This is a genomic window from Halobacillus andaensis (assembly GCF_014636475.1).
Classification (GTDB): domain Bacteria; phylum Bacillota; class Bacilli; order Bacillales; family Halobacillaceae; genus Halobacillus_A; species Halobacillus_A andaensis.
The window spans coordinates 398380-411241 of record NZ_BMEL01000004.1 but is presented as its reverse complement, the minus strand read 5'-3'; the positions used below and the strand labels follow the sequence as shown (position 1 = coordinate 411241).

The 12862-nt window shown below is 40.9% G+C and carries 11 protein-coding genes; 1 reads left to right on the top strand and 10 read right to left on the bottom strand.

Going from position 1 to position 12862, the window contains the following annotated elements; genetic code table 11:
- Positions 1-85: 85 nt before the first annotated feature.
- Positions 86-736: a haloacid dehalogenase type II gene (locus IEV27_RS16705; RefSeq protein ID WP_188378637.1), complete on the top strand. Its 651-nt coding sequence runs from the start codon at positions 86-88 to the stop codon at positions 734-736.
- 628 nt (positions 737-1364) lie between these two features.
- Here the strand turns inward: IEV27_RS16705 and IEV27_RS16700 are convergent.
- The 10 genes from IEV27_RS16700 to prfB form a co-directional block, all read right to left on the bottom strand.
- On the bottom strand, positions 1365-2210 hold the full coding sequence (locus tag IEV27_RS16700; RefSeq protein WP_188378636.1) for an ABC transporter ATP-binding protein: 846 nt from the start codon (positions 2208-2210) through the stop codon (positions 1365-1367).
- A gap of 224 nt (positions 2211-2434) precedes the next feature.
- Positions 2435-3616, bottom strand: a complete 1182-nt coding sequence (locus tag IEV27_RS16695) for a PDZ domain-containing protein (protein WP_188378635.1) — start codon at positions 3614-3616, stop codon at positions 2435-2437.
- Between the two features lie 87 nt (positions 3617-3703).
- Complete coding sequence (locus IEV27_RS16690; protein WP_188378634.1) at positions 3704-5203, bottom strand: S41 family peptidase; 1500 nt, start codon at positions 5201-5203, stop codon at positions 3704-3706.
- Between the two features lie 348 nt (positions 5204-5551).
- Positions 5552-6964: a murein hydrolase activator EnvC family protein gene (locus IEV27_RS16685; protein WP_188378633.1), complete on the bottom strand. Its 1413-nt coding sequence runs from the start codon at positions 6962-6964 to the stop codon at positions 5552-5554.
- 27 nt (positions 6965-6991) lie between these two features.
- Complete coding sequence (gene ftsX, locus IEV27_RS16680; protein WP_188378632.1) at positions 6992-7885, bottom strand: permease-like cell division protein FtsX; 894 nt, start codon at positions 7883-7885, stop codon at positions 6992-6994.
- Complete coding sequence (gene ftsE, locus IEV27_RS16675; protein WP_188378631.1) at positions 7875-8561, bottom strand: cell division ATP-binding protein FtsE; 687 nt, start codon at positions 8559-8561, stop codon at positions 7875-7877. Before ftsE ends, ftsX begins: the two co-directional genes overlap by 11 nt.
- Before the next feature lie 408 nt (positions 8562-8969).
- On the bottom strand, positions 8970-9335 hold the full coding sequence (cccB, locus tag IEV27_RS16670; RefSeq protein ID WP_188378630.1) for a cytochrome c551: 366 nt from the start codon (positions 9333-9335) through the stop codon (positions 8970-8972).
- Between the two features lie 53 nt (positions 9336-9388).
- Positions 9389-10228 (bottom strand): YitT family protein, encoded by an 840-nt coding sequence (locus IEV27_RS16665; protein WP_373868122.1) that lies wholly within the window; start codon positions 10226-10228, stop codon positions 9389-9391.
- Positions 10229-10363: 135 nt separating this feature from the next.
- Entirely contained in the window at positions 10364-11245 is an 882-nt protein-coding gene (galU, locus tag IEV27_RS16660) for a UTP--glucose-1-phosphate uridylyltransferase GalU (RefSeq protein WP_188378629.1), read from the bottom strand.
- Between the two features lie 458 nt (positions 11246-11703).
- Positions 11704-12805 (bottom strand): peptide chain release factor 2 gene (gene prfB, locus IEV27_RS16655; RefSeq protein WP_188378628.1). Its coding sequence is split into 2 segments (ribosomal slippage): positions 11704-12732 and positions 12734-12805, totalling 1101 coding nucleotides; the frame shifts between segments, so codons are not numbered across the junction.
- Between the last annotated feature and the right edge of the window lie 57 nt (positions 12806-12862).

Here is a 12862-nt window from a genome sequence, read left to right as displayed (position 1 = left end):
CTCTTCTTTACGTGAGATGTCATCAATGAGCGGTTTATTTTTTACGAACAAAGGGAAAATTTACGATCTAGAGGAGGTTTAAGCGATGAATTACAAAGCATTTGTGTTTGACGCCTATGGCACTCTATTTGATGTTCACTCTGTGGCGGAAGCTATTCACCACCACTTTCCCAAAAAAGGCGACCAAATCAGTGAAGTATGGCGCAGCAGTCAGATCCACTATTTTATGGTTCGCCAATTAATTGGAGATTATGTGCCTTTTGATAAAGTAACGAGATGGGCGTTACATGATGCTCTCTCTAAGAATGATGTAGAACCAAACGAAGAAACCATTGCTTTATTAATGAAACAATATGAACAATTATCTCCATTCGAGGAAGTCCGTACTTTAAAAGACCAATATCCACACCATGCCCTAACGATCTTTTCAAACGGGACAAAGTCCATGCTTGAGCCGCTTCTTGAAAATAATCAGCTAAGTCATTCTTTTTCTTTGTTAAGTGCAGACGAGCCTAAAGTGTACAAGCCTCACCCTGAGGCATATGCGTACGCACAAAGACAACTGAACACAGAAAAAGAAGAGATCCTCTTTTTCTCTAGTAACCCCTGGGATATTGCCGGCGCCACCCAATTCGGCTTTCACACGGCTTGGGTCAACCGACAAAACCAGAAGTGGCCAGAGTTAGGAATGAAACCTTCTTATATAATAAAAGACCTGAATGAAATTCCTGAGTAAGCATAATGAAAAAGAGGCTGGAACAAAACTAAATAACGCATAATATAATCCGAAGAAGAAAGGATTTTACCATAGCTCCGTCAAAATACTTCGCTTTCCTTGGGCACGGCCTCAGCTTCCTCGAAAAGCAAAGAACGCTTTCCTGCGGGATCTTCGGCTCGTGCTGTTCCCAAAGGACTCTGCGTATTTTGACTACGCTAATATTCTGCTCTTACACAAGCTTTTATTATTTGCTGTGTGATATCAAAGCTTTACTTAAGTCCCAGCCTCTTTCCAGACTGTCGAAAAAGCTAAGATGTACTTCATATAAGTATGGAGAAAGGAGTAACCTTCGTAATGTGAAGGCCATTTTGCAAACGCTGCTTTCATAAGGGCACAGCATGAGTAAATGAGTTTGCCAGTGATCTATTTTGAAAAAGGGTTTGAGGAAACGGCGAGACTCCTGCGGGAAATGGGAATAAGGTGTGACCCCGGAGGGCTGATAAAGCCCGAGGAGGCACACCATTCGCCCGTGGAAAGGGAGTCGTTTCCTCAAACCCTTTACACTCTCTAACGCAAGGAATTTTACACTCTTTAAGGGTTCTCTACAAGCTGAAAAACCCCTCACAAAGTGAGGGGTTTTCTATGATCAGCTAACTGTTTGTGTTTGTTGTTGGCTTTGAGCCTCGGCTTGTGCTTGCTTAATTAAGCAGCGGCCTTTACCGTGTGGAATACACATTGGTGTTCCAAACAGCGGGTCTTGACGTACGTCACAATTCATTTCGAATACATGCTGCATCAGGTCGCATGTCACGACTTCTTCAGGTTTACCTTGGGCATAAACCTCTTTATCTTTGACAGCCACGATATGATCCGCATAGCGGCAAGCAAGGTTAATATCATGAAGAACCATAACCACCGTGCGTCCATTGTCTTGGTTCAAATCAAACAACAAGTCAAGGATATCAATTTGATGCGTCATATCAAGGTAAGTCGTCGGCTCATCTAACAATATTAAATCTGTATTTTGAGCAAGTGTCATTGCAATCCAGGCACGCTGACGCTGACCACCAGATAGAGAGTCAACCGAACGATCTTTTAACTCTGTTAAGTTTGTATCATGCAACGCTTTTGTAACCGCTTCTTCATCTTCAACTGACCAGCGTTTCGCCCAGCTCTGATAAGGATACCGTCCTTGCTTAACAAGCTGATAAACCGTCAGCCCTTCAGGCGTTGTCGGACTTTGCGGAAGGATAGCCATTTTTTTAGCGACATCTTTTGTGCGCATTTTAGAGATGTCTGCACTGTCCAGGATCACTTCACCGGATTTAGGTTTTAGCAAGCGGGCTAGTGAGCGTAACAGCGTGGACTTCCCACAACCATTACCGCCAATTAATACCGTTACTTTACCTTTAGGTATTTGTATGTCTAATGAGTCAATAATTACTTGATCCCCATACCCTAACGTCAGATTGTTGGCCAATAGTGACTCCATCTGCTCTCTCTCCTTTACAAACAAACCATTTGCCTGTTGGTGTAAGTACAACTTCATATATATTCGAATCAATTATGTGTAAGAATGTCTAGTTTCAACTCTCTTTAGTTTAGAAGGTAATTTTACTTGTGTCAATGAATTTGAGAATCATTTTCAGTAAAAAAAGTATTATTTCATTAAATTTTCAAAAAATAAAGGACAGCGAGTATCGCTATCCTCTTCCTTTATTGTGCCATTGATTCATAAGATACTTCTTGTACAAATAACAATCCTAACTCATGATGATCGCCTTCATACATCGCTCTTTGTTCATACCGATTTTCTCCTCTAAAATCTCTAACTTCAACCTTAGTCAGCGTTCGATTCGTTTGGAGAGCTTCATAAAATTCATGTACAGAAGCAACAGGGATACCATTCACCCTGACAATCAGTTCACCCGGAAGTAGATCCATCTCATCCGCAGGACTTCCTGGAATCGTACCTAGGATACGCACTCCACGTTGGTCTTGGGTAAAGTAAGGTTTGCTTTTCTCTCTGCTTTTATGAAAGGTATAGATAAATAACCTTCCTAAAATAGCGACGATCACCGCTGCGATAGCTAGAACGGGTACAAAGACACTGGCAACAGATAAAAGTAAAGAGATCATTGCCAAACCGTTTGTTTGCTTTCCTAATGTAATAGCAGCTAACTTTGGAGACTGAGCCCGTGCGATCCATTCATATCCAAGCAATATTGGGAATAAGACCACCCCATACGAACCATCTCCTACGTTGAATATAGGCCACCAAGGAGCAAAAGGTTCGATCATCCCAGCTGGGAAGAGGGACACCATTGGAATGACTGCTAGCTTCTTCACTCGATGCTGCCCAATCTTTTTACCCCGTTGACTGACGATCCGTTCTGGGAAAGTTCGTCTTGAGGAGGTTTTCGTTAGGAAAATTCCTTCCACTAAAAACAGCAAGCTCATCAAAATAGCTGCAGCTGATAATGACACAGAAGTCAAAGCAGATACTATCTCTCCTGGCAACGTACCTGTTGGAATGAGAGGCAGCAGCCAAAGCAATAGAACGGACAAACCTACCGTATATACTGGGGATAGTAGTTTTAAATGAAATGGCAGGCTTAACACAATCGTTATGACTGCTATTAGTAATAGATAGTAATAAGGCAGCACAATCCCAGCTCCAATGGCAAAGACCGTTAAGAAAAATCCCGCAGCCAGTGAAATTTTCCACGTGCTACGCCCTTCTGTAAAAATATCATATACACGAGTGCCAAAACGTTTCCTTTCTTGCTTCATCCGACGAATAGATATGACAAATAATAATAATAGTGACCAATAGAGCAGAGGCTGTATACCGAGCCTTGCTAACCCTTGTAACGTTTCCTGTAACCAAATCTCCACAAACGTTCTTCCCTTCTTCATTCTCTCGAAAAAATCCGTAGTCCCTGGACTACGGATTATATTCGAGAAAAGTCTTTCAATTCCTGCTTAATTGAACAAGACTTCTAATGCTTTATCCATCTGTCGATCATTTTCTCCACTGCGAACTTCTTCTACGATTAGCTCCTGGAGTTTCCCTCCGGTTTCCTCATCAACTTCACCTGTCTGACTAAGGCCTTCTTCAGCCTGAAACTTTGAAACCGCAGCTTCTGTTGCTTCACTAAAGTAACCGTCCGTTCGACCAGGTTCATAACCGAGTCCTTCTAGCATAACCTGAACATTTTCCACTTGCTCTTTATTATCATCGAACTTCAATGTCTCTTCGATCTCCACGGGGTTGGTATAGAAATATTCCGGCTGTTCAACCTCTACAGTTGGTTCAACGCCTTCTTCATGAATCCAATTCCCTTCAGGGGTTAACCACTTGTAAAGAGTGAGTTTAATTGTGCTGCCGTCACCCATTGGTATGGTTTGTTGAACAGTACCTTTTCCAAAGCTTTTCGTTCCAACGACATCATATCCGCCAGCCTCATTCATAGCACCTGCTAGAATTTCAGAAGCAGAAGCACTCCCTTCGTCTTGTAAGACAGTGATCGGGTAATCCTTCCTCTCCTTTAATTCTGAGTAGTATTCAGATTTTTCTCCTTGACTATCTTCTACTTGAACATAAGGTTGATCATCCGTAATGAACTGTTCAAGAATCTCTTGGACGTCTGTGAAAAGTCCTCCTGGATTTCCTCGAACATCAATCACGAGTCCTTCAATTCCTTCGCCTTCAAGCTCTTTTAAAGCTTCTTCAAATTCAGTTGACGTTTTTTCAGAGAAGGACGTGATTTCAATAACACCTGCTTTTTTGCCATCGATTTCCTTTGTATCTGTATAAACCGTTTCTAGCGGAATATCGTCTCTTACTAATTCTACAGTTAAGGGGTCACTTGAACCAGGGCGTTCAATGGTTAAGACGACCTCTGATCCTTTTTCGCCGCGAATCTTAGATACCGCATCATATAAATCCAGACCTTCTACACTTTCTCCATCAACTTCAAGAATTTGATCATTGGGCTTAAGTCCCGCTTCTTCTGCAGGCGATCCTTTAATCGGTGCCACTACTGTCACTTTCTCATTCACCATACTGACTTCTGCACCAATTCCTTGAAAAGAGGATTCGATCGATTGGTCAAACTCTTCCATTGTTTCCTTATCCATATAAGTACTATAAGGGTCATCTAACGTATCAAGCATCCCTTCAATAGCGCCTTCAATGAGCTGATTTTCATCCGCTTCAATTAAGGAGTTTTCTTGTATAACGCTAAAGGCTTGTTCTACTTTTTCTATGTCTGCGCCACCCGACAATCCTTCTATAAATTCTTTTTGTTCATCTTCTGATAAATCTGCAAAATTTTCCGCATCTTGATCAGCATTGGCAGTTTGATCGGAATTTTCATTAGATGTTGTTCCGAAGTATTGTATTCCGACATACGACCCGGCGGCTCCTAAAAGAACAGCAAGCACCACTATGATCGCGACGAAACGTGCCCTTACATTCATCGCATTCACCCTTCTGTGTAAAATATTTCTACTAGATGATTCTATACTAGCAAATAAAGCACCACACCGTAAATGTGCAATACTCTTTTTATTAACTTATGCCACAATTTTTTAAGGCATGTCCTAAAATCAACAACATATTCTTTAAAACAGCGGTACTACTTCCGCTCTCAACATTATTCATAAGTCCTACACAATTACGTTCATTTGGATTTATTGGATCAACAAACTTACTTTATTTATATCAAATAATGAAGTGGTAAACTATCACGTTGAATTACAATTCACTGACATTTTAATATAAAAAACACGTACTTTGATCAACTCAAAGTACGTGTTAATAATAGGTTAAAAGTTTACGTGTTTTCTAGGGTTTACAGCGTTCCCCTTATCAGCTGTCCACGGGCCTTCATGAACCTCAAAGTGAAGGTGTGGACCTGTAGAGCGTCCCGTATTCCCCATAAGGCCTAACTGCTGGCCTTTCGTTACGGAGTCTCCAGAACTTACCTCACGATTTTGCATGTGTGCATACACGGTAGTAAACACTTGTCCATCAATATAGTGAGTGATATAAACTACGTTTCCATAAGTACTAGAATAATAGGACCTTAGTACTTCTCCTGAAGCTGCAGCAACGATTGGAGTTCCGTTTCCTCCAATATCAATACCTGAGTGCGTACTTCCCCAACGTGCGCCCATTTCTGACGTTACTGGGCCGCTTGCAGGACGCATAAACTTCCCGCTAGAGGTTGGCTCAGGTACAGGTGCTGCTGAACTGCTAGCGGAGCTGCTTGAGCTGTCTGAGCTGCTTGAACTTGAACTGCTTGAAGAGCTGCTGGAGCTTTGCTTTTCTTTCTCCGCTGCTTCTTTCTTAGCAGCTTCTTCTTCTCTCTGCTTTTGAAGCTCGCGTTCACGCTGTTTCTCTAGTTCTTTCTGTCTTTCAATTTCAGCTTGAATATTCGCTTCTTCATTTTCAGCATTCTTCATTGCTTCTCGAATAGAGGCTTCTTGACTTTGCAGTAATTCTTCTTCCTCTTCCAGCTCCATCTTATGATCGTGAAGCTCTTCTTCATGTAACTCAAGCTCTTCCATTAGCTTTTCTTTTTCAGCTAGCTGGTCATCGAGATCTGCCTTGATGCCCTCAAGATCTGCTTTTTGCTGCTCGAGCTCTTCCATTTTTTCTTCTAATTCAACCTGCTTCTCTTCCAATAACTGCTTCTCTTCCATATGCGTATCCATGATGTCTTTATCCTGATCCATAATGGTTGTCACAGCTGAAGCACGATCTAAGAAATCACCAAAGCTTTGAGCCCCCATCAAAACTTCTAAGTACTGAACATCGCCACCGCTCTGTTGCAGCGCACGTAAACGCTCAGTTAAGAGTTCTTCTCGCTCTTCAATTCTTTGTTTTAACTCAGCAATATCTTCTTCCAGCTGAGTAATCTCATCTTCTGTTTCAGCAATTTCGTTTTCTTTTACACGAAGCTTTTCTTGCGTTTCGCTCAGTTTGTTATCAAGCTCTTCCATTTGCTTCTTTGTTTTTTCTTGCTCTTTTTCGTTTTCAGCTATGTCATCTTCCGTGCTGCTTTTATCATCAGAAACTTCATTCTTCTTTTCATCGACATTACCTTGCTCTTCTTCTAATTCGTTTAGTTCTTCACGTACTTCGTCTAGTTCTGAATTGGCATCCGCTGTTAAAGGCGTCAACAGAGTGCCGGCTACGAGTAAGGCAGTAAATGGTGCTGTGTAAAACTTTCTCATCTATTCAAGTTCCTCCCCTGTATTCAGTTAAACTCTTAAGAATTTACGAACACTCATCACGCTTCCCCAAACGCCTATGAATGCTCCAATTGCTAAAATCAATCCTGCAAGTTGAAAAGCAAACGGATAGAACGGAAGCAATTGAATGAAATCAAATTGAATCCTATCTTGAAGGTTGTAGTACAAGTAGTAATATCCGCTTAACACCGCTGCGATAGGAATGATGGACCCCAGAACTCCAAGTAACAATCCTTCAACAAAGAACGGCCAGCGAATAAATGCGTTTGTCGCACCTACAAGCTTCATAATTCCAATTTCTTTCTTACGGGCAATGATCGTAATTTTAATCGTGTTCGAAATTAAGAAAATAGCTGTAAAAACTAACCCTACAATTAGGCCTAAACCTATATATCTTGCATATTCGTTAAACTGAAACAACCGTTGAACAATCTCTTCACCAAAATCTACTTCTTCTACTTGATCCATAGATTCAGCTTGATCAGCAATTGCTAAAGCTTCGACTGGATCATTTGGTTCTATAATAAACGCGTCATTTAGCGGGTTACTCTGTTCAAACAATTCAAAGGCTTTCCCTTGATCACCTAAACTATCAATCAATTCATCTAACTCTTCTTCCTTAGAAGAATAACTTAAATCTCCCACTTCGGGGATCGATTCTAGTTCATTTTCTAAAGCAGACACCTGCTCTTCATCCGCTGTTAACTCCACTAGAACTTTTACTTCGACATCATCTTCTATGTTTCCTGCAATTTCATTTAAATTCAACATCAGCGCTAGAAAAACACCGACAAGTAATAATGTGGTTGTTACCGCCCCTACAGCTGAAACGGTCATCCAACCGTTACGCCAAACACTTTTTCCACCTTCACGAGTATGCCTTCCGAGGGTTCTAAATTTCATAACCATATTCCCCCCGTGCCTCATCACGTGCGATTTGGCCATCTTCTATAGCAATCACTCGCCTGCGAATCGTGTTTACAATCTCTTGACTATGGGTAGCCATTAATACGGTAGTACCACTAGCGTTTATCTCCTCGAGGATATGCATAATTTCCCATGAAGTATCCGGATCGAGGTTACCAGTAGGCTCATCCGCAATTAACAGCTTAGGATGGTTCACAATGGCACGTGCGATAGAAACCCTCTGCTGTTCTCCTCCTGAGAGTTCATCCGGAATAAAACGGGCTTTATTTTTTAAACGCACCTGGTCTAAAACATCCATTACACGGCGTCGTATTTGGTTTGGAGATTCTTCTATAACCTCTAATGCAAATGCGACGTTCTCATACACCGTTAGTCTCGGAAGTAAACGAAAATCTTGATAAACGACCCCGACGTGTCGACGCATGTATGGTACGTGACGTTCTTTAATGGTCGACAAATTATAATCATTTACTTTAACCGAACCTTTGGTCGCTTTTTCTTCCCTAAACATCAGCTTCGTGAACGTTGACTTACCAGCGCCACTTGGACCTACTACATATACAAACTCACCTTGATCAATATGTACATCGATTCCATTTAACGCAGTGACACCGTTCGGGTAAGTCTTGTAGACTCCCTTCATCTCTATCATAAAGTAATCACCTTAACTCCTTTGTTGTAGTTCTTCTATGCTGCTATAATAAGCAATTTATTAATCTATCGTCTTAAGTCCTCGTACATTATAACATCTAGTTTCGAGTTTTTAAGACAAAAAATTATTACATTTTTGTTTCAAACTATTTGACGTATAGATAATATTCGACAAAATTCTCAAATCTCCTTCAATGATTTGTGATTATACAAAAGCTGATAAACGGTATGATATCAAGCAACTATACTTGAATTTAATTTAAGAAAAACGTTAATTTTTTGTATGTAAATACCATATAAAAACAATATTTTATTAACATGCTTTTATGAAAATAGTAAAAAAGACCTGTAACTTTTTATAAACATAAAAAAACCTGACGTTTCATCGTCAGGTTTTAAAAGTGTTCAATTATTCCATGGAGGAGAGCCAGTTTGCTACGAGCTCAGCGTCGCCTTCTTCAACATTTTGTGCTTGCATAGAGCCTTTACCATTATGGATAATATCCTGGATTTCTTCTGCGGAATATTTAGATCCAATTTCATTAAGAGCAGGACCTACGTTCCCTTCTAAATCTCCGCCATGACAGCTGGCACAGCTCTGCTCATACACCTGTTCAGCAGCTGCTACATCAACATCACCAGAACCATTTTCTTCGTTAGCTGATTCTTCAGTCTCAGTATCCCCGCCGTTTTCTCCTTCTTCATCTCCACCGCCTCCACAGGCGCCTAGGATGAACACGAGACTAAGTAAAGCAGCCCATAATAACTTTTTCATTCAACATCCCTCAAATCATTTCATTTTAAAAGATATAAATTAGTATAACCCAACTATGTCGTTTTAAAACCCTCTCCAAGGACCTCAGTAGCGTTCATAGCTACAACAAATGCACCAGGATCAATCGTTTTCACGGTTTGTGTCAATTTAATGAATTCATTCTGCTGAACCACACACATAATGACTTGACGTTCCCGCTCTGTGTAACCGCCAGATCCTTGCAGCACGGTAACCCCACGATCGATTTCATTTAATATTGCAGCTCTTACTTCTTCCACATTCTCTGTTATGATCATCACGTTTTTCGATGTATTCAGGCCAACTTGAACAAAATCAATGGTACGACTAGTAGCAAATAACCCAATCAAAGCATAGAGCCCTTCTTCTACTGAAAATACAAGTGCGGAAGTAAGGACAATCATTCCGTCTAGTATGGCTACACTAATTCCCAGCGGAAGATGAGTGAACTTATGGAGAACTTGAGCAGCTAAGTCAATGCCACCGGTTGAAGCACGTCCTCGAAAGACGATGCCAAGTCCTAAACCAACTCCCATTCCACCAAAAATAGCACCAAGTAAGGGATTAGGTGTAGCAGGGTCGAAGTTATTCGTAAGAAGTACAAATAAAGGAAGAACCATGGTTCCTACAAAAGATTTTAGACCAAAGTTCTTTCCTAAGAGAACGATTCCCATAATAAATAAAGGTACGTTAAGAATAGCCTGCACAATTCCAGGTTCCCAGCCAAAAACTCCTTTGGTGATCGTACTTATGCCAGCGACACCGCCTGAGGCAATATTATTAGGAAGTAAAAAGATATTAAATGCTAAAGCTACAAAGAAAGACCCCAAAATAACAAGACTATATTCAATAATATGTTTGATTAACGGGGGCATGGGTTCTCGACGATATTTTTTTGCCATCATCATCATAAGCGGTTTCCTCCTGCGTCAGTAAACTACCGTAGGAGTATAACACTGCTCTTACCCTCTGTAAACGCGGCTTAGATAACGTATTAACACACTAAAGAGTTACTGATTTTTCGTTGTTTCCTCATGAACAATAGCGCGAATCACTTGTAACACATCTTCCCGCATATCTTCTCGCTTTAACGCCATCGAAATCGTCGTTTCAATAAACCCTAATTGATCCCCTACATCATAGCGATCTCCTTCAAACTCATAACCATACACAGATTGTGTTTGATTCAGACGTTCAATGGCATCAGTAAGCTGGATCTCACCGCCTGCTCCTTCTGATTGATCATTTAGTAAATCCATAATTTCCGGTGTTAAGATATATCGGCCCATGATCGCTAAATTCGATGGTGCTTCTCCTTGCTTAGGTTTTTCAACGAAGTGGTCTACTTGATATCGTCTGCCTTGTTGATCAGTGGGCGAAATAATACCGTAACGAGATGTTTCATCTTCCGGAACTTGCTTTACTCCAATGATCGAGGCCTTGGTTTCCTCATGCTGCTGTATCAGCTGTTTTAAGCATGGAGTTTCTGATTCAACAATATCATCCCCTAATAAAACCGCAAATGGTTCATCACCAATGAATTTCCGTGCACACCAGACCGCATGCCCTAACCCTTTTGGTTCTTTTTGTCGAATATAATGAATATCAACGGAGCCAGGCTGCTTCACCTTTTCTAAGAGATCAAACTTTTCCTTTTTATATAAGTTATCTTCTAACTCAAAGGAATGGTCAAAATGATCTTCAATCGCTCGTTTACCTTTACCTGTGACGATAATAATATCTTCAATACCTGAAGCAATCGCTTCCTCCACTATGTATTGAATGGTAGGCTTATCCACTATGGGAAGCATTTCTTTAGGCATAGCTTTTGTAGCTGGTAAAAATCGAGTACCTAAACCTGCCGCAGGAATGATTGCTTTTTTAACTGTCATTACGATCGCCTCACTTAATTGTGGTTTAACTTAAGAATAGCAGAATTACAAGTATATGGATAGGATGAGGAGAAAAGGAAAAAGCAGCACCTTAAGGTTGAAGGTCATCATCTCTTAATAAAGAACCCATGTAACCGTACTTGATTTGCCACTGTCTCGTTAAACTAACCACATGGTCCAGCTGTTCACAGAGTTCTGTATGCTACAGCTTTAGTTCTTCCAAGCCTTCTATGGCTCTGTATATATCATTTAACCCCGCTAACATAGTATTCATTCTCAATCTTTCCTTTTTCCCGTGGTTTTTCTAATCCAATCATTTTCGTTAATTCCTTACTGCGCTTTCTGCGTATTCTTCGAGTCTCTGTATGTTCTATCCCTGACTCATAAAGGTCTTCTGTTTCCTGTGAAATTTTCCTATAAAAAAGCTTCCCTCTAAAAATAGAGAGAAGCTGATTTCATTAATCCATTTGTGAACGCAAGTAAGCATTAATAAATTTATCAAGTTCGCCGTCCATAACAGCTTGAGTATTTCCGTTTTCCATATTGGTACGGTGATCTTTTACCATTGAGTACGGGTGGAACACGTAAGAACGAATCTGGCTGCCCCAGCCAATTTCTTTTTGTTCCCCGCGAATCTCATCGAGTTCGGCTTGCTGACGCTCGATTTCTTGTTGATACAGCTTTGATTTTAACATTTTCATCGCTTGGTCACGGTTTTTTAACTGTGAACGTTCAGACTGGCATGTAACCACCGTTTTCGTTGGCACGTGAGTAATTCGCACAGCCGAATCCGTTGTGTTTACGTGCTGTCCCCCTGCCCCGCTTGAACGATAGGTATCAATTTTAAGATCTTCCGTCTTTACGTCAATTTCTACTTCATCGTTAAATTCGGGCATCGTTTCGCATGATACGAATGACGTATGACGACGCCCTGAGGAATCAAATGGTGAGATTCTTACAAGACGGTGTACTCCTTTTTCCGCTTTTAAGTACCCATATGCATTGTGACCTTTAATGAGAAGGGTAACACTTTTAACCCCGGCTTCTTCTCCTGGCAAGTAATCCATGGTTTGGACAGAAAAACCTTTTTTCTCCGCCCAGCGCGTGTACATACGAAGCAGCATGCTCGCCCAGTCTTGAGATTCTGTTCCGCCCGCTCCTGGGTGAAGCTCTAAGATCGCATTATTTTTATCATAAGGCTCGCTAAGTAAGATGTTTAGTTCGAATTCGTTTAGATCTTCTACTAATTGTGTAACTTCTTCCTCGAGCTCCGTACGAAGATCTTCATCCTCTTCCTCTTTGACAAGCTCATAGGATACTTCTAAGTTTTCATGAGTTTCTTCGTGCTTTTCTAGAGTGTTAACGAGTCCCTTAAGACCATTTACTTCATTAATTACTTTTTGAGCGGTATCTTGGTCGTCCCAAAATCCTGGCTCTGTCATTTCTTCTTCTAATTCTGCTATTCGAGTTTTCTTTTGATCGACGTCAAAGAGACCCCCTGAAGTCCGCTAAACGTTTAGCTGTATTATCTAGTTGGTGGCGAATTTCTGCCATATCCATGATTCCATCACTCCTAATAAAATGGTACGAAACACAAGGTAAGACACTTCCATTAAG

Bases quoted from the DNA above. Each gene is read 5' to 3' on its own strand.
- IEV27_RS16705 (WP_188378637.1), top strand. From the start codon at position 86: ATGAATTACAAAGCATTTGTGTTTGACGCCTATGGCACTCTATTTGAT.
- IEV27_RS16700 (WP_188378636.1), bottom strand. From the start codon at position 2,210: ATGGAGTCACTATTGGCCAACAATCTGACGTTAGGGTATGGGGATCAA.
- IEV27_RS16690 (WP_188378634.1), bottom strand. From the start codon at position 5,203: ATGAATGTAAGGGCACGTTTCGTCGCGATCATAGTGGTGCTTGCTGTT.
- IEV27_RS16685 (WP_188378633.1), bottom strand. From the start codon at position 6,964: ATGAGAAAGTTTTACACAGCACCATTTACTGCCTTACTCGTAGCCGGC.
- ftsX (WP_188378632.1), bottom strand. From the start codon at position 7,885: ATGAAATTTAGAACCCTCGGAAGGCATACTCGTGAAGGTGGAAAAAGT.
- ftsE (WP_188378631.1), bottom strand. From the start codon at position 8,561: ATGATAGAGATGAAGGGAGTCTACAAGACTTACCCGAACGGTGTCACT.
- cccB (WP_188378630.1), bottom strand. From the start codon at position 9,335: ATGAAAAAGTTATTATGGGCTGCTTTACTTAGTCTCGTGTTCATCCTA.
- IEV27_RS16665 (WP_373868122.1), bottom strand. From the start codon at position 10,228: ATGCCCCCGTTAATCAAACATATTATTGAATATAGTCTTGTTATTTTG.
- galU (WP_188378629.1), bottom strand. From the start codon at position 11,245: ATGACAGTTAAAAAAGCAATCATTCCTGCGGCAGGTTTAGGTACTCGA.